The 24,621-nt window shown below is 38.0% G+C and carries 24 protein-coding genes; 4 read left to right on the forward strand and 20 right to left on the reverse strand.

Translation table 11 applies throughout. From position 1 onward, the window contains the following. Positions 1–7: 7 nt before the first annotated feature. Genes B4G94_RS13135 through B4G94_RS13170 form a run of 8 tightly spaced genes read right to left on the reverse strand, consistent with a single transcriptional unit; the run spans position 8 to position 10,540 of the window. On the reverse strand, positions 8–1,321 hold the full coding sequence (locus tag B4G94_RS13135) for a hypothetical protein (protein ID WP_286859426.1): 1,314 nt from the start codon (positions 1,319–1,321) through the stop codon (positions 8–10). An 11-nt stretch (positions 1,322–1,332) separates the two neighbouring features. Beyond that, on the reverse strand, positions 1,333–2,319 hold the full coding sequence (locus tag B4G94_RS13140; protein WP_286859428.1) for a hypothetical protein: 987 nt from the start codon (positions 2,317–2,319) through the stop codon (positions 1,333–1,335). Between the two features lie 28 nt (positions 2,320–2,347). After that, positions 2,348–2,578 carry a hypothetical protein gene (locus B4G94_RS13145; RefSeq protein WP_286859429.1) on the reverse strand — a complete coding sequence of 77 codons (231 nt, stop codon included), beginning with the start codon at positions 2,576–2,578 and terminating at the stop codon, positions 2,348–2,350. Between the two features lie 10 nt (positions 2,579–2,588). Beyond that, the gene (locus B4G94_RS13150; RefSeq protein ID WP_286859431.1) at positions 2,589–3,182 is read right to left on the reverse strand and encodes a hypothetical protein; all 594 of its coding nucleotides are present in this window, start codon (positions 3,180–3,182) and stop codon (positions 2,589–2,591) included. Next, the gene (locus B4G94_RS13155) at positions 3,182–3,958 is read right to left on the reverse strand and encodes a hypothetical protein (protein WP_286859432.1); all 777 of its coding nucleotides are present in this window, start codon (positions 3,956–3,958) and stop codon (positions 3,182–3,184) included. The genes B4G94_RS13150 and B4G94_RS13155 overlap by 1 nt, the downstream gene beginning before the upstream one ends. 2 nt (positions 3,959–3,960) lie before the next feature. Then, positions 3,961–6,744 carry a virulence factor SrfC family protein gene (locus B4G94_RS13160; protein WP_286859434.1) on the reverse strand — a complete coding sequence of 928 codons (2,784 nt, stop codon included), beginning with the start codon at positions 6,742–6,744 and terminating at the stop codon, positions 3,961–3,963. A 7-nt stretch (positions 6,745–6,751) separates the two neighbouring features. Beyond that, positions 6,752–9,760, reverse strand: coding sequence for a virulence factor SrfB (locus tag B4G94_RS13165; RefSeq protein ID WP_286859436.1), 3,009 nt, complete (start codon positions 9,758–9,760; stop codon positions 6,752–6,754). Between the two features lie 18 nt (positions 9,761–9,778). Further along, positions 9,779–10,540 carry a DUF805 domain-containing protein gene (locus tag B4G94_RS13170; RefSeq protein ID WP_286859438.1) on the reverse strand — a complete coding sequence of 254 codons (762 nt, stop codon included), beginning with the start codon at positions 10,538–10,540 and terminating at the stop codon, positions 9,779–9,781. Positions 10,541–10,757: 217 nt separating this feature from the next. Between B4G94_RS13170 and B4G94_RS13175 the strand changes: the two genes are divergently transcribed. Then, positions 10,758–11,246 carry a tetratricopeptide repeat protein gene (locus B4G94_RS13175; RefSeq protein WP_286859440.1) on the forward strand — a complete coding sequence of 163 codons (489 nt, stop codon included), beginning with the start codon at positions 10,758–10,760 and terminating at the stop codon, positions 11,244–11,246. 237 nt (positions 11,247–11,483) lie between these two features. Here the strand turns inward: B4G94_RS13175 and B4G94_RS13180 are convergent, their stop codons facing one another. The 4 genes from B4G94_RS13180 to B4G94_RS13195 form a co-directional block, all read right to left on the reverse strand. Beyond that, positions 11,484–12,149: a response regulator gene (locus tag B4G94_RS13180; RefSeq protein WP_172393581.1), complete on the reverse strand. Its 666-nt coding sequence runs from the start codon at positions 12,147–12,149 to the stop codon at positions 11,484–11,486. Between the two features lie 13 nt (positions 12,150–12,162). Then, positions 12,163–13,848 (reverse strand): tetratricopeptide repeat-containing sensor histidine kinase, encoded by a 1,686-nt coding sequence (locus B4G94_RS13185; protein ID WP_286859442.1) that lies wholly within the window; start codon positions 13,846–13,848, stop codon positions 12,163–12,165. Between the two features lie 113 nt (positions 13,849–13,961). After that, entirely contained in the window at positions 13,962–15,179 is a 1,218-nt protein-coding gene (locus B4G94_RS13190; protein WP_286859443.1) for an IS4 family transposase, read from the reverse strand. Positions 15,180–15,362: 183 nt separating this feature from the next. Then, the gene (locus B4G94_RS13195) at positions 15,363–15,506 is read right to left on the reverse strand and encodes a hypothetical protein (protein ID WP_286859445.1); all 144 of its coding nucleotides are present in this window, start codon (positions 15,504–15,506) and stop codon (positions 15,363–15,365) included. Between the two features lie 415 nt (positions 15,507–15,921). On the opposite strand from B4G94_RS13195, the gene B4G94_RS13200 reads away from it, so the two are divergent. Further along, positions 15,922–17,022 (forward strand): hypothetical protein, encoded by a 1,101-nt coding sequence (locus B4G94_RS13200; RefSeq protein ID WP_286859446.1) that lies wholly within the window; start codon positions 15,922–15,924, stop codon positions 17,020–17,022. 121 nt (positions 17,023–17,143) lie between these two features. On the opposite strand, the gene B4G94_RS13205 is transcribed toward B4G94_RS13200, so the two are convergent. Further along, positions 17,144–17,530, reverse strand: a complete 387-nt coding sequence (locus B4G94_RS13205; RefSeq protein WP_286859447.1) for a nuclear transport factor 2 family protein — start codon at positions 17,528–17,530, stop codon at positions 17,144–17,146. Positions 17,531–17,703: 173 nt separating this feature from the next. Here B4G94_RS13205 and B4G94_RS13210 point away from each other — a divergent pair, with 173 nt between their 5' ends. Beyond that, the gene (locus B4G94_RS13210; RefSeq protein ID WP_286859449.1) at positions 17,704–18,198 is read left to right on the forward strand and encodes an N-acetyltransferase; all 495 of its coding nucleotides are present in this window, start codon (positions 17,704–17,706) and stop codon (positions 18,196–18,198) included. Between the two features lie 351 nt (positions 18,199–18,549). Here B4G94_RS13210 and B4G94_RS13215 read toward each other — a convergent pair whose 3' ends face one another. Further along, positions 18,550–18,996, reverse strand: a complete 447-nt coding sequence (locus tag B4G94_RS13215) for a nuclear transport factor 2 family protein (RefSeq protein ID WP_286859451.1) — start codon at positions 18,994–18,996, stop codon at positions 18,550–18,552. 170 nt (positions 18,997–19,166) lie between these two features. Here B4G94_RS13215 and B4G94_RS13220 point away from each other — a divergent pair, with 170 nt between their 5' ends. Then, positions 19,167–19,595, forward strand: coding sequence for a hypothetical protein (locus B4G94_RS13220; RefSeq protein ID WP_286859452.1), 429 nt, complete (start codon positions 19,167–19,169; stop codon positions 19,593–19,595). A 903-nt stretch (positions 19,596–20,498) separates the two neighbouring features. Here the strand turns inward: B4G94_RS13220 and B4G94_RS13225 are convergent. The 6 genes from B4G94_RS13225 to B4G94_RS13250 form a co-directional block, all read right to left on the reverse strand. Further along, positions 20,499–20,954 (reverse strand): hypothetical protein, encoded by a 456-nt coding sequence (locus B4G94_RS13225; RefSeq protein WP_286859453.1) that lies wholly within the window; start codon positions 20,952–20,954, stop codon positions 20,499–20,501. A 48-nt stretch (positions 20,955–21,002) separates the two neighbouring features. After that, positions 21,003–21,764: an NADAR family protein gene (locus B4G94_RS13230; RefSeq protein WP_286859455.1), complete on the reverse strand. Its 762-nt coding sequence runs from the start codon at positions 21,762–21,764 to the stop codon at positions 21,003–21,005. A gap of 376 nt (positions 21,765–22,140) precedes the next feature. After that, entirely contained in the window at positions 22,141–22,587 is a 447-nt protein-coding gene (locus B4G94_RS13235; RefSeq protein WP_286859457.1) for a nuclear transport factor 2 family protein, read from the reverse strand. A 311-nt stretch (positions 22,588–22,898) separates the two neighbouring features. Continuing rightward, the gene (locus tag B4G94_RS13240; RefSeq protein WP_286859459.1) at positions 22,899–23,249 is read right to left on the reverse strand and encodes a hypothetical protein; all 351 of its coding nucleotides are present in this window, start codon (positions 23,247–23,249) and stop codon (positions 22,899–22,901) included. A gap of 13 nt (positions 23,250–23,262) precedes the next feature. After that, positions 23,263–23,859, reverse strand: coding sequence for a suppressor of fused domain protein (locus B4G94_RS13245; RefSeq protein ID WP_286859460.1), 597 nt, complete (start codon positions 23,857–23,859; stop codon positions 23,263–23,265). A 346-nt stretch (positions 23,860–24,205) separates the two neighbouring features. Continuing rightward, positions 24,206–24,621 (reverse strand): nuclear transport factor 2 family protein (locus B4G94_RS13250; protein WP_286859462.1); only part of this gene is annotated, 416 nt, incomplete at its 5' end.

Consider the following 24,621-nt stretch of genomic DNA (forward strand, 5'->3'; position numbering starts at 1 on the left):
ATATTTCTTAAAAAAATCTTTTCCAAAATGCGCCGCCTTTTACGACAAAACTATCCTCCAACATATTCTTTACCAGTTCCTGTGGATATTTATCCTCAATAGTGGTGACAATCTTATCATAAACTATTTCACCAATGGAGAAGGGTAATATTTTGATCTTAAATTGGTTTCTGGAATTCTCTCGTGCGGTTTTGCAATTTTCAATAAGGGAAAGAAATTCCTGATTCATATAATCCAATGCCAATTCGCTATCGGCGCGCTCATCATGCAGATACCTGGTCTGTTTGATATAGTCGAACTTGTTGACTACAAAATAAACTGCATCGGTATTCTCCAGCACTTTGGAATCCTTAAAAATCGAAATGATATTGGTATAGGCGATGCTTTGGTCTAACGCTCCAAAGAATTGTTCATCATCAAAACGTTTGTCATGTGACATGGCATCAATAATAAAAACCAGTATTTTTTTATTGTTGCTTTTGACATAGTTGATAAATTGCGGGATCTCCGAATTTTCAAAGCCTTGGTTAAAGATCTTCACATAATTCTCACCCGGAACCTCCACAATATTAAATGGATGAGTGGTACCCATTGGGTCTTTAAGTGAAGTAGCAATATAATTGTAGCTTGCCTTGTCCGTCGCTATAGGAAGTATCCCATAGTCTAAATTTCTCTTCAGCGTCTCCAGGTACTTATTACCATCGGGATTATAGCTATCGTGCATTAATATACCCTGCTTATTGGAATGTTTGATGAGACTTGCCAAGATCGTTGATTTACCCGAAAAGGGCATACCGACCATATAAAGATCTGTCCGTCCATTTTCCATAGGTGGCAAGTCCTCAATTTTCTTGAAAATTGTAAAGGCCGAAGCACTGCTATAGAATTTCAATGCCTGAACGACTCTCTTTTCGATACCAATATTTTCAAGATAGTCAAACGTCAGTTTCTTCTCCGTAATAAGTTTTTTGATATCGTCGGCAGAAATTTCATTGTTCTTGATTTGTTCCAGCAATGTTTCACTGGTCTGAATCGGAGCACTTGGACTGGTCATTGTAGGTAATGGCGGCATTCCTGGTATTGGTGGCATCAGCGGCAGCTCGACATCAATATTTGGTAAACCGGGGATTGGTGGTGGCAAAACAATTTTGCCATTCCGGCTATCATCCAAAAGCTGCAACTCTTTCAGTTTGTCCCTGGTCAGACCGTGCTGCTCCAATTCATCAAATGCGATAAATCCGCCCACTATTGCCTGGTCCAAAGCAGGCAATGGAACCATGTTGCAGTTCGATAAAATATTTTGTTTTTTATGCTTATCCATCTTTTTAGGTATTAAAGTTCTATTGTTCCACCTCGATTAATAATTTCCGCTTCAGGATCTTTTACACGAGGGCTATTATATTTGCGCACCCGATACGTGAAGTAAGGGATCAAAATAAAGGCATGCATAATCAGTATAATAATCAGTGGAAGGAGATAATCGGGCGAATAGATCTTCGCTAATGCAATCGGGCTGTCCAAGGGCAAATTGCGTTCACTGATCGTAACTTTGATCGGTTCATTGTCAACGGGTAGCTCCTTGATTTTTTCATTCACAAGATTTGCACTACTTTTCACAAAATCGTTCAAAGCAAGATAGTTCGCCGCCAGATTAAGCCTATCCCACTGCTGAAAAATCTGATTATAACTATCGGCCTTTTTGAATACCAGACTGTCCAACAACTTATGGTTGTTGTTGTATTTAATTTGATAAGCATTCAATATAGCATTGGTACTGGCCGACACATCAATACTTGCAGACGGGCTGTTCAAAATAGCTTCGGGAAGGCTAAAAGGTGGATTTCCTAATTCATTGCGCAGTACGTTTGTGCGCTGATTTTTATAGGCTTGTAACTTACCTTTAAACAGCGCCTCAAAAGTCTGCATAGATTCATTTGCGCGTTTATCGTATTGTGTGGCTAAATCTTTCACAAGCAACACTTTTTCATCTGCTTCTTTCTGAATTGCCTTTTTGCTGTTTTTCTCAATATTGACCAAATGGATCATAAAGACATAGCTGATCAGGCCAAAAACAACGAATACAATAAAAAACAAACTGGCGGTACTCTTCAGATACCCTTGATTGAGCATACGCTCTTTATTCCGTTTCAGCAACTGCAAAACAAAATAATAACAGACTACAATAATCAGGCTGACGGCTAGGCTAAGCAACATGTTACCCTCTGTCATATAGAGCATTCCAAAGAAATTACAGAGTAACAGGACGAGCAGGAAAATGGATGAAACCACATCCACAAACAAAAAATTCTCTTGTTTCATATAGACTAAATTTTCTTTTTTTCTAGACTTAAATTTTGTAGGTATTCGGTGCAATCAACAGTGGATCAAAATCCAGGACCAAGGTTGTCTGTAAATTGACCGGTTTGGCTGTTTCATCTTGCCCATTTGGCGAAGACTGCATTTGGTCTTGTCGCAAACCGTTTGCTGTTGTCAGATAGAACATCCAAAAAAGAATACTTAACAATACAAAAGCTACGAGAGCCAAGTAATAATAATAGGGGTATTTCGACTTTTTCATGGATCGATTATTAAAGTGGACAATTGACGATATAATCCCAGACAGTACGGGGTGTAGGTGCTGAAACTTCCACATAGCAATAATTAGGTTGGCCCGATATAGCTTCATAGGCCCATTCTAACTGACCCGCTCCAGCAACAAGCCCCCCTGTCTCTGCTATGAGTTTTCCATTATAATATACCTTAATCTCATCCGGTATTTCTCTGGTATCGTACTGCAAAATAACCCTGCCTGATTGGTCACCCATAATATGTTTGGTCTTGGTGACTCCCTGACCACCGGATTTTACCTTTGCATCGCAGTTAACAACAGCATTTTTTGGAGGTTCTCGCGGATCAAGCTGTGTTTCTTTATTTTCTATTTCGTCTGACAATTCTGGCGTCTGCATAATCTCCCCCGGTTTTTCAATTTCTCCTGACTGGCCCTTTGGAGCAGCTGTATGGGCATGGCTATCTCTACAATCCTTTAATTGCTGATTTAGGACTTCTAGCGAACTACTTGGGTTCCAAAACAACGCATAAATAAGGAGACCGATAAGCAAAAACAATAGAGGATAAAAAAGCCACCAATAATTGGTGAGAGATTTGTTTTTTACATGTTCCATTACGACCTGTGGATTAGAGATTTAAAAAAGAAGACAAAGCAGATCAATACCAGTAGTACGATCAGCACCCACCAATAAGTCACCGCTATATATTTTAGAAAGGCCAGAAAACTTTCTTTCTTGGCTGTTTCTACAGCAATATTTTTCTCTTTGACATCAGCCATAAAATATTCCTCTGGGATATCCGGAGAGGAAGTAGGGACTTCAATAGCAGGCGGAGACTCCAGTCTTTCGGGCTTTTTGGGTGCAACGATGTCAGCTATTGAGTGATCAAGATCTGGAATCTGCGGTGGCAATGGTGTATCCTGCGTGTTCATTGTCTCCTGAAAGCTATCGCCAAGAAGCTGAGGTTTCCGATTGTGGCTATTCTCAAACTTCCACCCCCAGATGATGCAGATATCCTGTCCGTTGGTGAAAATAAGATTGTCCTCTGGATTAAAGACTGCTTGGAGAATTGCTCCCCAATACTGAACATTGGAGTCTTTATTGCGCATAAGATCTTCTATACGTTTTTGGAGTTCCTCCATAACCAGCCAGTATTGTTTGAGACCATATTCCCGGTAAGGCGACTGCTCTACCGGTTGAAGCTCCATATGCACACTGTACCAATCAATATCATAGTTGTTTTTGACAGGCTTAGCCAAAAAATTCCGATACTTTTTATCCAGGTTAAAGACTAAAAAATTACTGATTCTATCGTATTGATTAAAAAGGTAAGCATTGTCAAACGATAATGGAATGTACCTATCCGTTGCTATTGAGTGAAATTTTTGCATTTTTAAACCAATTGAAAAGGTGAATACTGTTCGACCAATAATTTTAATTCCTGATTGGCCTGCTCATCGTAATCGATATATCCTGCGTTGACAAGTAAAGAAAGCCGTAGGTATTCAATCCACTTATTATATTTCTGTAAGGCTACTACGCGTACATCAATATGTTCGGCGTCGAACAAAGCGGATACCGCGCTGGCTGATGTATCAAATTGTCGTTCAAAAAAACGATTGGGGTTAGAAGCCAAGATGTTTCTGGCTTCCTCTTTCTCTTCTTCCGTAAAATAGTTGACATCAAAATTGAAAATTAATTCATTGATCACTAGGGAGAAGGTTTCGGTCAAAAATATTTCATAACCATGGTTGACATCTATCTCAGAAATGATATCATTCAGCAATATGACTATTTTGGCAGCAACATGTCGCTTTTTAAGCAGTTCCTTAAAGTAACTTACAACGAAAATCAAACTGTTTCTATTCAGACCATGTGCAATGAAATCTTTGTACTGATCCAAGTTGTTAATCTTCGTTAACCAAGATTCGAGAATCAATTGAACATAATACTCAGACTTCGATGAATTGGTCTCTTCCGGTTGAAATAAATCAGTGATTGTGATACCACTATCCTTTAAAAAGTCTTCAACGGCTTCATGCGATGAAAGCCAAAGATGCTTTTGCAGGATGGTCAGCATTTCTTCTTTCGTTTTTGCTTGTTTCAACTCCGGATACTGAACCAATAAGATGGACTCCTGTGTGGTTTCATCCAATATGCGGCGACTGGTATCAACCACCATATGTTCATTCAGCAACTGAAAAATATCGGTAGGGTTAATCGAAAGACTGTCAATAAAAACGTTAAACAATCCAAGATCTTTGACTAAGGCACTGTTAAAAGCCAACTGAAACTGATTTACCTGACGCATCTGCGTCTCCCGCATGATAGTGACATCGTCTTTATGGATAAAACGTTCAAGATCCCGCTGTATCTTAGTTAGAATTGTATTTAACTTTTGAAGGTTATGATTTATTTTGGTTTTGTTTCCTGACACCTTCGCCAAGGACTCAATAATCAACGCAGATCCATCATGATTGATGGAAGCGACTTGTTGCCATGTTTTTTCGACATCCTTGAAATGATTTTGGACAAAACCATATCGTGTAAACGACTGCTTCATGACTTTCAAAAAATTCTCCCTTTCCGGATGAATTGCGATCTCTTGCCCTTCTTGTTCAAACCCCATAAACGTATCGTTCGAATACTTGTAATCCCGCAACAGATAGAAGTTTTTGAACAGATTTTCTTGGGATGTCCATTTTGTATGCCAGTTGCGCGATTGCGTAACGATCTCCTGCTCGAAGAAACGCTCAAAACGCGTATGCCATTTATAGTTTAACTTCTCAGGGGATTCCAGGTATTCTCCATCGTTTGTCGTATCAAACTTAATCTGATTATTAAAAAAGGTAAAGATGACAAACAGTGGTGGAAGAATGGCTTCCTGAAGTGATCTTGACCGTTCTTCTAGACTTCCCCCGACATTGTTCTCAATCCAGTTGTATAACAGGGAAGAAATTTCGTTAACTTCCAGCTGCTTGTCATTGGTACAGAACAAAAGGTTATTGATATTGAAGTCAAGGGAGTATTTATTAAAAAGATAAGAAACCTTGCCCCGCAATAACAAAGCATCAATATTCTTTGTAGAAATATCCGATTGATCCAATGCCAGACGGCTACGGGCTCCCGGAAAGTCCAATAAATCATTGTATTTTAAAAATTCTTTGGATTCAACAAGCCCTTCGGGAATCGAAAAAACAAGTTCGGCAATCAAAGCTGACAATGCAGGTACTTCGATCTGAATCTCAGAACCGTTACTCAATTTGAGAGTTGCCATGCCCGTTTCAGAATCAGCACTGAGTTCTCCCAAACGTTTAACATCGAGAATAGCTCCCCCCTCGCGCAGGACATTATCGAACTTAATATAACCGTAGTGTGTAAACTGTACCAATTTCAGCTTATTGATCAAGTTGATAAATAGTTCTGTCAATAAGATCTCCTTGTTCCAAAGGATATCAAATATGCGCGACCAATCTGCGACTCCATAGTGGCGGATGATACGTCCTATCCGTTCGAAGAACCTTGTTTCATAGAGACCTTCAAACAAAATGGTATGTTGCGAAAGATTCTTCTCAAAATACTCCTTAATCTCAAGCACATCAAATTCAGTTAAAAAATCCTGCTGGGCTTCCGTTTGCTCAAGTTCCAGTTTTTTAAGATGTGCTTCAAAATCTCCTTTTGAGGGAAAAGATGTAATTTTCTTAAGATCCAGAAAAAAGGCATCAAGTAACACCAACAATAGGTCTTTTGGTGCTAGCAAATTCACTTTTATCGGAAAATCTGGAAACGAAGGATCTTGGTCAACCGTAAATCGAGTGACCAATCCTGTACTTTCGGCTCCAGTTCCCGGGGGATTTATTTGCTTTAGGAAATCATATTGTTTACCATCATTTTCAATTTCAAAAGGCTTGCTTTTATCACTCAGCAAGTTTTTGATTAAGTAGGATTTTCCCACCTGGCTTGCCCCGAAGACAGCGATGACCGGTTTGTTACCGATATTGCCCTGAACCTTTTTAATTGTATTCAGACTGTTCTTCAACATGAGAAGCACTTTATTGCGTTCTTCATATTTTAGATTTTTGTCTGCCCATTGAATCGATCCCTGTATAAGATCGATCTTACCAGAAATAAATTCCTCGATAAGCTTGATTTCTAATTCAGAATAATTATTCGACATTTCTTTGCTATAAAACGAATTCACAAGTATCTAACCAATATCCCTGTACGCTATCCAAGGTTTGATAATGGAGCTGAAAGAAACGTCCCGGCTTCTCATTCCCTTCATTATCTTCGATATGTTCGATCTTCAATATTTCCTTACTTTCATCCCAATCTCTGGCAATGGTCACCTTCAGCGGCAGATGCCGTAGAATTTCACCGCGCTCTTTATCCACTTGCTCTTCATAAAATGATGCATCGCGACCAACAAAACGGTTTTTGACAATCTCTTCCATCTGTCTATGATCTATACTTAATCTGTAGAGACCAGAATAGGTGTAGTTTCGCGATAGATATTTAGCATAGCCAAACTCAAAAGGAAGTGATTTAAGTAGAAAGGTTTGTTCATTTTTTTGCGGAGTCAATATGACTTCTTTTCTATTTTCTTCTTTGGAAATAATATAGTCGGCTGTTGAATTCAGATTTTTAATCAACTCTATCGTATTTAAATTGAAGTCCTGTATCTTCTTCAATTTGGCAGCCATCAAAGCGATAATTGCACCTACAGCAACAATCGTCTTGGGATCTTCAATATTCCCCATATTGTCCGCGAACGGATACCATTTTCCGATCCAATAATTATTGAGATTGATCACATTGGTCGGCGAAACAAATAGGAATTTTTTGAACAGCTCCTCATAGCTAAACAGGGATGCAGGCTTTCCGGACAAGACCACAAAGTCACACTCAAACTGGTTAATCACCAGACACATTTGACGAACCAGTCCCTCAAATACACTCGAAACGATCTCATTGACGACCTTAGCCGATATTGTCCATCGAATTTCCAAAAAATTGAAACCGATTACCCGTTCAAAATAGTTGACAAGTGCACTATTTTCAAATTTACGTCCAATGATTTCTTCGAAAGACATTTCCAAGCATTCTTGATGATTTGCTTGCTGGAGATATTTAAGTACAATAGGCTGCGCCACCTGATGAACAAATGACTTACGCATCATCTTTGCGAGATAGCCCATGTTATTGGAATTCTCTCCAAAAAATCCATTGATCCGACTTTGGATGTCTACAATCCCCTTTGATCTCCCATAATTTTCCAATCCTTCAATGGTTGAATCATCCATTTTTAAGGGACTACGAATAATCAGCTTTTGGATTAGCTCCTTCATCAGGTCATCTCCCGCCAATTTAAAACTGTCCCAGAATAGCGGTTGTGGAATCAATTCCTGAATCTTATTTGAGGTCTTAAGTTGATATTGATTGATGATTATATCAGTTGTCCCCGCACCGATATCAATCGAAGCAATCTTTAACGCATTCTTATTATTGAATAAAAAATGGTCAATCACATAATTGTTGCTTCTCAATTTTTTCGAAAAGAGGCTGTAAACAAAAACAAGCTGGCTACAGGTCGCCTCATCATACATCCAATCTTTTTTATCTTCCAGCTGGCTGAGGGTTTTGGAGATATCCTGAATAGATGGAATAATCTCTGGTTTTTTGAACCAGTTTGTATTTTCATCCTGATCAAAGTAGAAACGTTGGTAACCATCCAGCAATTCACACGCTTCTACCGCTGCTTGCCTTAGCGCGATTTGCTCATGCTGAATCATACCAGTAGGGCATGATATTGTAATCCGTTTGATTGTTCGAGGCATGGTCATTTCGCCATGTTCTTCTCTAAACTTATAGGAATTGATCTGTACATGGGCATGCATCAATACTTCCAGGAACACAAATTTCATCAAGGAAGCCCTCGAAAACATGGATTTAGCTCCAAATGCCGACCCTGCGCTCTTTAAACTGCCGTCTAAACTCAATTGTTCAGATATCCCATTCAGGTATACTTTCTTTACCCGACTGGATTTAATCGGCTGAAATTCCCATTCCCGGTCGCTCATCTGATCGTCCCAAAGGTATCGCTTCGGACTGGAGTTATAGGTCTTAAGTTCGTAGCCAAGATCCAGATTTGTGCTCGCAGAATTGATCAGCTTTTCTGCTTCAAAACCGATACGCGTCAAACTGGGAACAATAAATTTATTGTTGTGATAATTATCTTTATCAATGTTTCCAAAGCTCGATTCGCTAAACAACATATTCATCGGAAATGAATTATTGTACTCCAAATGCGGATTGGTATAATCTTGAATGATAAGTTTCTTGACACTATCAAAGTCAAAACTATCGTGATCCTTATTTTCGAATAATAGCGCACAGGTGGCCGAATTGCCAATATCAATTACGAGGTCAACAGTTTTTTTTCGGATATTGTCCGTAAAAAGTTGGATCTCGGGAGACTCGGCTTGCGCTGCCAACCATTTGACCAAAAGGATATATTTGGCTATATATTTCTTGATAGGGTGTGTATACCGGTCTTCTTCGTTTTTATCATAAAATAAATCGGCTAAATACCGATCTATCCATCCGATCGAATTGTCTTGGGTGAACAAAAAATTACTGAGATTGATTTCATCGGACTGAATCCGGAAAATATTCTCGTCGGGATTATTACTTAGTTGAGGTCCCGTTTTATCGTTTTCATTTCTGGCAAGGGATGTATCCACAGCAATTACAATTTTTGCCGTTGAGAACTCCTCATCACAGGTAAAAAATACGCGCACCCAATCTGTGGGGTACAGCAGATCACGGTTGATTGCATTTTCTTTAAATACCGGTAATGGAATCCATTTATTTTGGTATTGTTTGAGTGTTTGCTTGAGGTTACTTTCTTCGTAAACTTCTGTCAATGTATCACTACAGGTACTCAAATCGGCCTCATCCTTTAATCGTTTATTGATCACAAAACCTTTGTCAATCAGTTCCTGTAACCGATAATAATTTTCGTTTCCATCCTTTGTAATTTTAAATATCGGATCGAGAATAAAATCAAAAAAATTGGTATCGAACGGTTGGTGGTAATAAAATCTGTTTTCCTTGCCAAACTCGAGATCAATATTTACCTCATACTTGTAATATTGAATACTCGAATTAGCAATCAAAGAAATCCTTTTCATCTATCTAATATGGTTTTGTTAAAATCTTGTTTGGAAATTATCGCCTTTGGGATTGGGGCCATATTCGTTCACGAATCTGTCACTTTCGCCAAATGCCATCCAAAGTCCATATAATGGAATAATCTGGAACCATCCGGAGTTCCCACGATCGTGACAGCGCTTGGTATTTTGGGCAAGAAGAAACCAATAAAAAGGGATTAAAAATAAGAAGCCTACGGAACCTAGGTTATTCGAGCCAGTACTATATCCTACCAATCCTATGACAAAAAATAGATATAGGTAGCCAATAACAATACTGAGCCAGTATTCAGTCCTCCTGATTCTTCCCTTAAAACTAAAGGGAGCAGAAAACATAGCTTGCTTTGGATAAATCAATTGCTGTTGTCCACTACCGAATGGGTCGTCAATCCCATGGTATTGATTCAAAGGAGAGGAATAGGCCTTAAGTTGGGTTTCTACACTATTGTTCTGAACTATGGGGCTACTTATCCCAGCTGAATCCGGATTATCTCCGCGAGTAACAGGATGAATTGAAATTGCCTCTTCCTGGACAGGGATAGTAACTTCCTCGATAACTGCATCATCATCCTCAACCAGCGTCTCAATCTCTTCAGTAGGATTAGAAAAATACAGAAACTCTTCGAGGTCCCCTGCAGGTTGCCAATTTTCCAATCCTTCGTACCAAACCAATGTTTCTGCTGAAATATTGGCTGCTTTGATTTCATCAAAGGATAAGGGACCTACCCTTCTGTCATCAAATATGTAAAAATAACTTTTCATTGAAATATGCAATTAATAATCGTTAACTCCTAATGGTTGATACAAATCTAGCGGATGATTACGGGCTAATTCTACGGTTTCCCGTAAAGCGCAGCTTAAGAATTGGTCAGATTGGTCTTTAGGCAAAACTTAATATAAAAACAACACTGAGAAGGAAGACTTTGCGAGGGTTTCACTATATTTAGCAGCAGATGGCAACTAATTAGATCTTGATAATATGAGTTCAAATGTCCCTATTGTTCGACAAATATCCTGGCCCGCATTCGCAATTGTATTTGCGATAACCTTGGCTTTTTTATTCGCTTTCGAATATATCTTTCAGACAGATGATGTTTTCATTGGTGTCATTATCTTTTCCATTTTAGCGATTGTACTGCGAATGACTGTCCCCAGAAGCCATCGAAAAGGAATGAAAGCATTCAAACAAAACGACTTTGAAACGGCAATAGCTCATTTTAAAGAGAGTGTTGATTATTTTACAAGAAATAGATGGGTAGATAAGTACCGTGTAATTACGGTATTAAGTTCTTCAAAAATGTCTTTTAGAGAAATGGGACTTTGTAATATCGCATTTAGTTATTCCCAGACCGGGCAAGCCGAAAAAGCGAAGACACTTTACAAAGAAATTTTGGAAGAATACCCTGACAACGGAATCGCTTATTATGCACTAAATTCAATCAATACGTTTTCGAATAAGGCTGATTAAACATTATTCAAGTGCTAGACTTGGATTTATCCGAAGGCTAAAATCTCAAACGACAATAAAAAAAGAAAGGCTATCGGAGGATAGCCTTTTCTGTTCATTAATTGGTTAACATATGGCACTAATATCTTGAATGCGTCAGCTACGTTTGTGTAACGACAACTATAATTCCTGCTACAAATCCGCCACTCGAAGATAATGCGCGACAAAAATGATCCTACAGGGAATCTTAAAATAAGATTATATCAGCTCAGCATCTCTACAGTGGGCAATTAACTGCGCATTGTTGGTAAATCCATAGGATTCTTTCATCAAATTAAGGCGCTTCTCAATCGTGCTCAAACTGGAAGCTTTTGCACCCAATGCCTTAAGCTTTTCGGGCATCTGATATTGGGGAATACCTTGATATAATAAATTGACGATCTGTAGGTCAAGCTGGGTGAATTCGAACGCATTTAGCTCTTGGAGAGGTTTTTTGTTATCCACAGATTGATAAGTTCTCCCTTGGTAGACCATCTGGAGTGCTTCTTTAAGGTGTTCTCTTCCTCTGCGTGCCTTCAAGACATAACCATCAATTTGTTTAGCTTTAAACATTTCATGGATTGTATTAGTTATCTCTTGAACTGTCATCACAACAACCTTGATATCGGGATGGACTGACTTAATAGCTTTGATTAAGGAAAGTCCATCCTTAATTTCTTGGGTTGAACCATCATCTTTAAAATTAATATCGGTAATAAGAAGGTCGTATGGTTCTCCAGCTCGGATGGCATTCTTGATCCAGGCGAGGGCATGATCGCAATAATAAACATAGTCAGGGTCGACTACTCCCAAGTCACGCAATGTTACTTGTACGGCAAAGTTTTCTGTATCGTGGTCTTCGGCAATGAGTACTTTTTTAAACATACAATAATCATCTTTATATTAATGGGATATTGGCGGTAATACTGAGCCCTTTTCCCGGTTCACTGGCAAAGATAATTTCACCACCCAGGTTTTCAATACGGGAAACCGTATTGGCTACACCTTTTCCCTGGGCGCCCTCTGTCGGCAGGCCAACACCATTATCTTTATAAAAAATTTTGAGCTGTTGGCCCGATTTTTCAAAGCGCACGACCACCTGCTCAGCTCCGCTATGCTTCTTCATATTGACCATTAGTTCTTGCAGTACATGTTTTATTTCTTCTTTAATACGTTTACTGACATCGTCCCATTGATCGGCATCATTCCCTGCTATCGATATACGACGATAGTTCGAGCTATAGGGTTTAAGTAAAGTGGAAATTTGCTCGTTGTATGGTACCTCAACAGTAGGCCGTTGGTCGACATTATGTGAAATATCCCGGGACTGGTTGTAAATAATTTCCAGTTTATCAAGCAGTCCTTCGCGATCTAGATCATCTCTATATTCAACTTCTGTCATCACGTGGTAAATATCGTTCGCCACGACATCATGCACTTTTTTCGAAAGATGAAGCTGGGTTTCTTTGACCTTGTTCTCTGCTTCGAGTTCGAGCCGTTGCTTGCGACGTTTGTACCAGAGGGTACCACCGCCTGCAACTAGAACAAGCAAAAAGATACTTGCACCAGTGATAACGCGTTGCCTAATGAGGCGATTCTGCTTTTCAGCATTTTCTTTTTCGAGCCTTAGATTTTCGGTCTTGTTTTTTTCAACTTCATAGCGGATCAGGGCAAACTGGTTTTTGGCTGCGGCGCGGGTTTTCTGGACACTATCAGCCATGTGCTGGTAAATACTAAAATATTTTTTGGCCAGATTTGAGGGAGTTAGCTCAACGAGTTTACCTAAGGCATAAATTTGATCATCAGCACTTTTTAATTCCTTAGCAACCTCATACATTTTCTCTGCATATAATAGTGCAATATTAGGACTATTTTTAGTATAAAAATCGGTTAAGTGTACGTAACTTGCATTTAATCCCCAAAGATCTTTTTCTCTCACCCTAATAGTCATAGCTTTTAACAGCTCGTTTTCGGCGGGATATCTTGAATTCTGGAGCCATTTAGTTCTTGCCAAATTAGATAATATTCTCGCATAGCGTTTTGGGTTGTTTTTTGTTTTTCCAAGTAGACTATTATATATTTCAATCGCTTTATTGTACTGATTAAGATTTTGATAACAAATCCCTATATTATTTTGATAACTGAATGTATTGGACGAATCATTCGAAAATTTGAGCGCTAACTCATAAAAAGATAATGCTGATTTATACTGACCAAGTTTACTACTGGCAACCCCTAAGTTGTTGTAATTTGTACTTAAGTAAATATAATGCTTGGGATCATTAGTATTCATATAGGAAACTGCCTGAAGTGCAGTTTCTTGGGCACCAAAAAAATCATTTTGATCTTTTAATGTAATTGCCATATTAACAAGGCATTTGGCTACTCCAAGGCTGTCCTTATTATCCAAGAACACCTGTCTCGCTTTATCGAAAAAGAAAAAGGAACTGTCCGTTTTACCTGCATCAATGTACTCATAAGCTTTGTCATAGTCTAGGCTACTAACCGTATTTTCTTGCCTCTCTTCATGACTAACACAAGAAAGCAGAAAGACGCTAATACAATATAAATATAGATATTTCAAATCTGGCTAATTTCTATCTAAGATATTGACAATTTTGAGCTAATAAAATAATAAATAAAAAAAGGTAGCCAAAGGCCAATCATGGTCGGAAGAAATTCCGGCCATTTTTTATTTTATGTTTTAAAAAATAGCCCTGGATCTCCGCCACATTGGACAACGATCATGGCAATAGCAAGGTCTCTTACTTCTAATGCAAATCTCCTTTTGGCGGTTTTATACCCTATGTTGTTTGCTTTTTTATAGATGAGTACCAACATGGCAACGATTAAGGTCATGTATAACATTACCTGTATACCGTTTTTGTTAAGTGATATCAGATTGCTTGCATTGAGTTCCTGTTTGATGAATCGAAAAAAGACCTCTATGTCCCAACGTCTTCTGTATGCCTGGGAAATCTCTGCTGCTGAGCTTTGGAAGTCATTGGTCAATAACCAATACTCCTTCTGATCTTCCCCCTTGCTCTTAACTATTACAAGCCTAAAAGGGGTATCTACCAATTCTTCGCTATAATATTTTTTACCGTTTTTATTGATGGGGATACCGGTATAGAGCTGGACCTTACGGTCGCTGACTAGGAGAGATTCACCCAGATCGAGTTTCATGCCCTCGGTAATAAATGAGTCCAGTTCGACCAGTTTCCTGTTTTCCTTTGCCCTGCAGAGAAAGGTGATCTTCTCCTTGCTGAAAGCAGCTATCGTCCTGGTTGATTGCAACCCTCTGTCCATCACATAGATATTTTGGTGGCCGGGGTCTTTTTTTACATGCTCCCTGACAACCTGCGGCAACGCATTATCTTCGTTTACATAGTCGGGACTAGTGAATACAGTTGAATGACAGGGTAAAACACCGTCAAAGGCAATACTATATTTTACCGCCTTTTTACCACTTTTGTTATCGATGCCTTCCATGAGCTTACCAACACTTTCACTGACCATGGAGCTGTCTACCCTGATCAGGTTGTTCTTCTTTCTCTCTGTTGATGTATATGCCCTGGAAAACTGCTCATAGATACAATCATATATCTGCTTAAAATAGTCAGGATCAACTTTGGACAGTCGCTCAGAAATAGAACTCCTGCGTATAGTCTCACTTTCATCAAGATTGAAAAGCATCTTAAAGACAGAATCATTAAACGTATCTTCCAGTGTCCGCTGGCTCAGCCTGTCATTGTCCAGAATACCGTAGAGCAGTAAATAGAACAGCTTATTGCCCTGCAGAACTTTTGCGTAATGGTCGATTCGGGTATTAAGCGATAAATTTGACAAAAGTGCTTCGGGAATGAAACCAAGTAGTTGTTTTACGGTGACGTTGTGATTCTTAAATATTGCCATACCTTGTTGATTATCAACCTTTAAGATACAAATAATAAATAGGAAAAACAATATAAATTATTGATTATCAGATATTTAAACTGTGAAAATTAACATCTTTTAAAACAAAAAAGTCGGAAGAAAAATCTTCCGACCATGACTAGCCAAAGGCTACCTTTTCAATAAAAAATATTGCTTAATTATCTATCCTTTAGGAGGACGAGGAGTTTCGGTTTCTCCACCGTGGTCTCCATAAGGTTGTACAGTAGTTGAACCATTTTGATTACCTTGTTGTCCATTGGAAGGTTGACCGATTCCAAACAAAAAATATAAGATTAAACTCCACATAACTCAAAAAATTAAAAGTCAAAAACTTGGTAGGTCCGCGTGCCCCATGCACCGGATTGCTACAAATGTTTTCAGAAGGCCTTCTGAATTTTTTGGGAAGTAAGAGTGTCAATCGCGGGAGGCAGAAGCTGCTTCCCAAACCGGCTAATGTCTACCGCGAGATCTTCTCATTGTGAAATCTGTTTAGTATCTTAGCCTCATAAACTAATCGACTATCATCTGATTTCGAAAACAAAGTTATAGCCGTTAAAACCCTTTTTATCAAACGTTTCCAACGCTTCATAACATTTCATAGTGTTTCAAAAGTTTTCAACGGTTTTCCAAAATTTTCCAAATGATCGAGATTGTTTTTAAGATGTTTTTGAGTACGGTTTCCCGTATTTTCCAATAATGAATTGACGTTAATTTTGGAATCATGTTTGAGTATTTTCAAAAGGCTGTAAGAAACGGCTACCTAGATTTAAAGGAGAACAGACGACTTGATTTTTCCCGCGAATGGCCTTCGACAGGAGATCTTAAGAATTGGTCCATGCAATGTTTCGAGAGGGGGTTATCTACTGAAGATGAAATAGTATTCACAGACTATTTCAGAGAAAAAGATGAGAAGAAACAACAAAAGCAGTTTGGTAAGTCACTCAAGGAAATAATAAAAAATTCGGAAACAGATAAATTTAGAGCACTAAGAAATTTTATAATTGGTGATACAAAACGTAGCCCGGAACGAGATGTCGTAAAATTCCTCGCTATACTGATTAATTTTCAACCGCGGCCTTACAATTTTGATTATTGGAATTCACTTCAATCCGAGACAACGAATTCAAGCAAACATGACTTACCTCAAGACGAAGGATCAAAAGCTTTTAAGGCAAATAAAGAAGATTGTATAGATGATGGCAAAGATTCTAGTTCAAATGATCTGACCAACCATGAAGAACTGCCAATTGAAACAACAATTAAGAAAGATGAAAACAATCATTCCTACGCTACAAATGAAGAGGAAAATAACGAAATAGATGAAATATTGCTAAGTGAAAATGATCAGGCAGTTGTTTCAGAAGAATTGGATCAAGGAGAAAAGATTATCATTCAACCAGAAAAAAAATCTTTTATAGGAAATAATAAATATGTCCTAAGATTCACCGGTATTGCTTCGCTGATTATTGCCATTTTTTTTGCAGTGCATTATTTAACTCCAGAAGATTGTATGTGCTGGAACGGTGAGAGATATATCCAAGTGGATTGTCAAGATCAAACACAACGTTATCAAGTGGTTGGCTTAGATAAAGTAAAACTGGAACAGTTCCGCAAAATAACCCGGCCCGATACACTAGGTTTAAAAGATCTGGGTAATATTTGGTATTCAAAGATTGACAACGAAATCGAGTTTTTTACCGCTCCGGGTTATCACCCCATCCAACCTCGACGCTCACTCAAAGCAACTACCAAATACATTTTTGAAACCTACGCAGGCCAAAAAATCGAGAATAAGCAAAATGGGTTCATGCAAAAACAGTAATGCTCCCTATCAAAATATCCAAGCATAAAAAAGCCACCTCTCACGACGTGGCCTTAATAAACATATGATTAACTAGTTGTCAGCTTTCGATATGACCGAGCTGACAACTAGCTTCGGTAAATTATTTGTAAGCATTTATTGATCCGGACACTTTCCAGTCATTACCTTCACGTACCAACGTCACAAGATCAGTCTTGGTAAAATCTTCAAATTTTAAAGTTACTTTAGCAACCATGTAGTCAGCTGATTCCTGGATAATATCGGTATTTACTGCGCAATTCAGTTTCTCTCCTTTTTGTTTTTTCAAGGATTTGATTACCGCATCACGGCTATGATTTTGTGCATTGGATGCTTGGATTTTTTGATTGAAATCTGTCGCGAATAACTGCTCTACGCCTGCCGACTCTCCTTTAGTAGTGACTGCAACGTAGTGGTCAAGTGCTAAGTCTGCAGTAGAAAGGTTAACGTTTGCTTTTACTGTTTTTGAACCTAGGCCTTCAGCTGCCATTGCGAAAGTTGATACTGCGATTAAGGCTGNNACAGAATACGCCCCTAGCCTATAGGCTTTAGACTAACGGACAGGAAAACTCGGTGAATGGCGGGAATATAGAGATAAGTTATTTTTATGCAATCATCTGGAATTAATTTATATGTTGGTATATTGTAATATATTAACTGGTTATGGTAAATAATACGTTAAACTTTCAATTTGTAACGGCTCTTAGCGAAGAGGAAAGCATGGCAATCATGGACTTATGGAACCAAGAATATCCTGCGAGTTTATCCTACGCTAATTTAGCAGAATTTGAAGACTATATAAGCAGTCTTCTAGCGCCAGTACATATCTTGGTTAGAAAAGATAATCATCTTATCGGTTGGGCAGTAAAGTTTTACCGCGACAATCAGCGTTGGTTTGCAATCATACTTTCAAATATTATACAAGGAAGAGGTTTGGGATTAGACTTAATGAACAAATTGAAAAAAGATGAGCAGGAGCTCAATGGATGGGTAATCGATAACGACTTAGGAATCAAACAGGATAAGAAACCTTATCGCTCACCGCTTGGATTTTATACCAAAAATAATTTTGCCTTATTGACGGACCAACGCCTTGAGCTCCCCACCCTATCAGCAGTAAAGGTTATCTGGACCAACAAAATATCATACGAATCTTAACTTCATATAACGAATATAGCAGCTTAATACTCGGATATAGCTATAACTATGATGCAAACAAATAGAGGGCCGCAAATACATCTGACGAGCTGTATCAAGCGTTACAGATTCAGCTTTGAATAAAGCACGGTAAAAATTCAATAGTATTCAAAACACATGGATGACGAAGCAAAAAAAGGAGACGATAGGAAACATAAAAATTACTGTACAATTAAACGCTAAGAGAAAAGGCCTGATTAACGTAGGCCCTTTTGACGTAAAAAAGCCACATCTCACGAGGTGGCCTTAAATAAACATATGATTCACTAGTGGCCAGCTTTTGTAATCGAGCTGACCACTAGTTATTAGAGACTATTTATAGGAGTTGACTGAACTGGAGACTTTCCAGTTATTACCTTCACGTACCAAAGTCACCAAATCAGTCTTGGTGAAGTCTTCAAATTTTAGGGTCACTTTGGCGACCATATAATCTCCCGACTGCTCGAGGATATCGGTGCTTATCATACAGTTTAGCTTCGCTCCTTTTTGTTTTTCCAAGTATTTTACGACTTGATCGCGGCTGTTGGTCTTGGCATTTGCCGATTGAACCTTTTGGCTGAAATCTTCGGCAAATAACTGCTCTACACCAGCTGACTCTCCTTCGGTAGTAACTGCAACGTAGTGCGCTAAAGCAAAGTCTGCTGTAGAAAGGTTAACGGTTACTTTTTCAGTTTTTGAAACTTTTTTATCTGCGGCCATAGCGAAGGTTGATACTGCGATTAAAGCTGCTGCTGCGAATGTTTTTACTAGAGTTTTCATAATGTCTTTATTTTATATTGTTAGTTCTTTTGTTCTTATTTGTTGACTCAAAACTACAACACAACACGCCTATAGTCTACGGGCTTTAGACCAACGATCAGGAAAACTCGGTGAATGGCGGGAATGGCCGGGTGAAATTTCTATCTTTGTCTTACTATTTATTAATACTAATGGAAAGCCAATTGACACCAATAGAAAAACCACATAAAAAAATCTTAGAAAAGGGGATATTTACCGTCACATTAGTGGCAATAGTGGGTTCACTCCTATCCAGATGGCTCAAAATTGATTACAGTTGGTTTTCCATCATATCGATAATTATTTATATCGGCCTAGCATATTTAATCGGATTGAAGCAAAATCTCAAAACAACCCTTTGGTCTATTATCAAGCTAGGGCTTTATGATAGTGTAGTCGGATTACTTCTGTCACTATGGCTGGAAGCAAATTTCAGCGGATTTGAGAAAAAATTATACCAATATGGTATTATCGGATGGATGTTTATCATCATTTTACAGATCGCATGTTCAATTATATTGGGGCTCATCGGGTATGGCATAGCTATGAAAAAAAACAGCAATAAGAACCCAACCTCTTGATTTTGATTCGCAGAGCTATATATACGACAAATGCTATCGAGTCGATGCACCGGCAGATTAGAAAGACTACGAAAACGAAGAGGGCATTTTCTATCCTCATTCTATCACAATTTAACTCGGAATACTTTAACAAGTATAAAATATATAATTGACATTATAAAAAAACTAACAAAAAGCCGTACTATAAGATTTAGTACATGTGATGGAATTTCAGACCACTTAATTTTCCCACTAATAAGATCTATAAGCGTATAAAAAGAAACTATAAGCAAAGAAAACTTTGTAATAATCCATAGTGATGTATTTTTTTTCATTTTATTTATTTTTTTGAAGGCGCTGAAACACTAACTTCTGGAAGTTTGACTTTTGTCCCCGGCTTGATCCGCGTTTTAAAAGGTCAATCTTGGTGAAGTTCTCAAATTTCGTTATCATTGGCTACCATATAGTCTGCGGACTCTTCGATGATATCAGTAGTTACTGTACAGTTAGTTTCTCTCCTCCTTGTTTTTTCAAAGATTTGACAACTGCACTATGACCGTTAGATTGTGTGTTGGACGCTTGGATCTTTTGGCTGAAATCCTGTGCAAATAATTGCTTTACTCTTGCTGACTCGCCTTCGGTAGAACTGAAACATAATGACCATTTTATAACATATTAGCAACTTCATTCCCCACTAATTAGGTCCAAAACTGTATAGAAAGAAACTAGTATCAAAGAATACTTTGTAATAATCCGTAGTGTCGTATTTTTTTTCATTTTAATTATTTAGATATCTCCTATATATTCTTGGAAATCTCTATCCACTCACAATGATACGCAAAAGTTAAGGCCCTATTTCGCTACATGACCCTAAATAAACATATGATTCATTAGTAATTAACTTTGGGCGCAACCTAATTGAGCTCAATAAAAATATCTTTTCCTACAAAATTGCTTAAACGCTTCGCTTGTTTCGGGAGGAGCTTCTTCCGAAGTAATACATCCAAAATAGGCGTTAAAATAATCTTTCATTTCTTTAAAGGTGGAAATAACCTTGGTGTCTGATGGTTGTGTACCCTTAACCGTAATACCTACAATCATCTTTCCATCACTGGTATATTGGACCACAAACTGATAAATATCTGATCTTTCATTAAGATTATGCCAATATATAATATAATCACAATCAGCATGTCCCTCCAGATATTCAAGAAGGTGATTATCTGAATAAAAGGTCTGATAGACAAAATCAGAAAAATGAGGTATTGGATACTCATCAGCAAGCTCTCTTTTTATAAAGACATAATTGTTAAAAAAATCGCTGATAGTACTTGTTTTTCGATTATCAACTAAAAAATATAGATCTAAATACTGGGACATTTTTTATTGTATTTTAATAAAAAATCCTTCGAAATGTGCTTAATCTCGTCAGGAATAAAAACCTTCCCATTGATATGGTTGAGGGTTGGTTAATTGATAAATTGTCTTTTCTCGCTCATTCAAATCACCATAATACTTAGAGAATTCGATGATATATTCTTCCCCTGTTCCCATTCTCCAAAACGTATCCATAGCATCTTTACTCGGAAACTTAGACCAGGGGGGAGGGAGGGCATTCTGAAGTACTTGAAATTGTCCAAATTGACCTAGAAAATCCCGTGCTTCCATAAGTGCAAAACCCAATAAATTTTGACCTCGCCAACAATATATATTCTGAATATCAACGTCATCTTGCGAAAGCCCAATACCCCATATGACGTCAACGGGACTTGCCTCCACAAGAACTCTATGTTCTGTTTTTAACAGATATTCTGCTAGCGCTGGATATTGATTAAACTTGTGTATATTTCCGTTCCTAACGATCTCAAATTTTCGTTCGTTCCAAATCTGATCGTCATAACCTTCAACTTGTCTTCCCAATTCTTTGGCTTCTCCCGGTTTATTGCAGTTTATGATTTTCTCAAAGTTCTTTATATCGTCGAAAAGTAATGCTTTTTGGGCCATCATCCAATGTTCGGCAGTCTTGTAGGTTATATTATTAACCGTAAACGGGCTTTCATACCATTGACTAAACACAAATTTCCCAACCTCTTGATTCTGCTTATTTGTATGTCCCCAAAAGAAGATAAATTTGAAAGTATCTCCATTCTCAAATCTATCTGTTAGCCATTTGATATCGTATTGTGCCATATTGCTCAACTAAAAATCTATTTAATTCGGAATACTTTAACAATTATAAAATATATAATTGAGATCATAAAAAAACTAACAAAAAGTCGTATTATAAGATCTAGCACATGTGACGGAATTTCAGACCACTTGATATTCCCACAAATAAGATCTATAAGTGTATAAAAAGAAACTATAAGCAAAGAAAACTTTATAATAATCCATAGTGCTGTATTTTTTTCATTTTAATTATTATATACTCATTTCGGTAGGCATAGCTATCAACTCACAATAATACGAAAATATAAAAGCCACATCCCGTGACGTGGCCTTAAATAAACATATGATTCACTTCGGTTTGCCTTTTTATGACTGGCAAACCACCAGTAATGAGATACTACTTATACGAATTGATCGATTTGGACACTTTCCAGCTATTCCCCTCACGTACCAAAGTCACAAGGTCAGTCTTGGTAAAGTCTTCAAAATTCAAGGTTACCTTGGCAACCATATAGTCAGCTGACTCTTCGAGGATATCGGTGCTTACCACACAGTTTAGTTTCTCCCCTTTTTGTTTTTTCAAGTATTTAACGACTTGATCCCGGCTGTTGGCCTTTGTATTTGCCGATTGAACTTTTTGGCTGAAATCTTCGGCAAATAATTGCTCTACTCCTGCTGATTCTCCTTCGGTTGTGACCGCAACATAATGTTCAAGAGCAAAGTCTGCTGTGGAAAGGTTAACGTTTGCTTTTGCTGATTTTGAACCTGGACCTTCTGCGGCCATAGCGAATGTAGAAATTGCGATTAAGGTTGCTGCTGCGAATGTTTTTACTAATGAGTTCATAATGTCTTTATTTTATATTGTTAGTTCTGTTGTTCTTATTTGTTGACTCAAAACTACAACACAAGACGCCCCTAGCCTATGGGCTTTAGACCAATGATCTGGAAAACTCGGTGAATGGTGGGAATGGGGAGGTGAAAGAATAGGCTATTGGTTGCTAAGGGACAAAAAATCGTCAAAAGCGATACAATCTACCCATATTTCTTTTTCTTTGATGATAGCTCTTGAGGCAAAAATTGTTAATGGGCTTATTACAGCAGATTTTTCTCCATTTATTTTTATCTTTTCAACATCCCACACACCGACCAAATCTATTATATACTTGTCAAAAATAGGGCGCGCATTAAAAAATAAATTATCGTTCGAATATCCATATGCATTGATTTAATTTTATTCCATATCAAACCATAAGAAATCCCAGTTTGGTAGTCATATGTCTCAAGAAAGAATACAGTGTCACAAGATGATATAAAATTCAGGCTATCGATAGCAATGACTTGTCGCCTAATATTTGCATCGAGATCATATCCTCTTTTTCTTAATTTATTCTTTATTTGAATTTTAGATATTTTGGACGAAACATTACGAGCAAATGATGCCTGCGCAAATGAATACCCTCCAAAAGCGAGTATTATCCAAATTAGTAATAAAATCTTTTTACCCATTATTATAATACGATCAGGTCGACTCGCCTTCTATATTAATTTTACAGTCAATTACATTGTCCCGCAAAGGATCCAAATAATCGACCCCTCTTTCTTCAAATATTTCCTCAAGCTTTTCGGCACCATATTCCTTTTTAAAGGCTACTTCTTCTTCTGTAATAGGCACCAACCAATAGAAATGGACTGATCTATTGTCTTCAAGGGTAAGAATCTCTAGTTGGGGTCCATCTAGATAAGGTAGTGAAATCAGCCCATAAACGCAGGAGGAATCCAGCCGCCAACCTCTGCCCCAATTGATCGTATGCCAGTGTCCTAAACGCGAGCGGAATCTATGGAAATGAGCAACTACAATTAATGACTCAACTAGGGTTTGGTCTTGCTCACCAGAAAAAATGTGCAGTTCGAGGGCAAATTCATCTTCAAAGCAGGACATCCCCATAGTGGCATAAGCCCACATGTTGCGTTCGGCTGTTGGGGGAAATTCCAAGACCCGAAAATGATCGCCTAAGTCCCGATATGGACCTTTCTCCCAAGTAAGCGTTCTATAATCCTGTCCCCAATTGGAGATATAATGTGCTAAAAGTTTTTGATGATATAAGTCGTTGTCCATTGTAATAAGCCAATTCAAGTTATTAAAAATAATTTACTCCAATAAAACTATTTTACATCGACAGCTGTTCTTACTATACAAAATGGCTACAAGCTTCCTTTCGAAAGAAAGGTTCAACATAAAAATTGGCTTCGTACAGTGAAAATCCAATTGTCTTTAAAAACATTGGATGAGGAAACGATAGGAAACATAAAAATTACTGTACAAAAAACGCTAAGAGAAAGGGTCTGATGAGAATCAGACCCTTTTGACGTAAAAAAGCCACATCTCACGAGGTGGCCTTAATAAACATATGATTCACTAGTGATCAGCCCTGAATTGACTGGACTCACCACTAGTTTGGAAACTACTTATATGAGTTGATTGATTTGACCACTTTCCAGTCGTTACCTTCGCGCACCAAAGTCACTAGATCAGTCTTTGTAAAGTCTTCAAATTTTAGCGTCACTTTAGCAACCATGTAGTCTGCTGACTCTTCGATGATATCGGTACTTATCACACAGTTTAGCTTCTCTCCTTTTTGTTTTTTCAAGGATTTGACAACTGCACTACGGCTATGAGACTGTGCATTGGAAGCTTGGATCTTTTGGCTGAAATCTTCAGCGAATAATTGCTCTACGCCAGCTGACTCGCCTTCGGTAGTGACTGCAACATAGTGATCTAGTGCGAAGTCTGCGGTAGAAAGATTTACGTTTGCTTTTTCAGTTTTTGATACTGGTTTGTTAGCTGCCATAGCAAATGTTGATACTGCGATTAAGGCTG

This window comes from Sphingobacterium sp. UBA7625, assembly GCF_002484085.1.
Classification (GTDB): Bacteria; Bacteroidota; Bacteroidia; order Sphingobacteriales; family Sphingobacteriaceae; genus Sphingobacterium; species Sphingobacterium athyrii.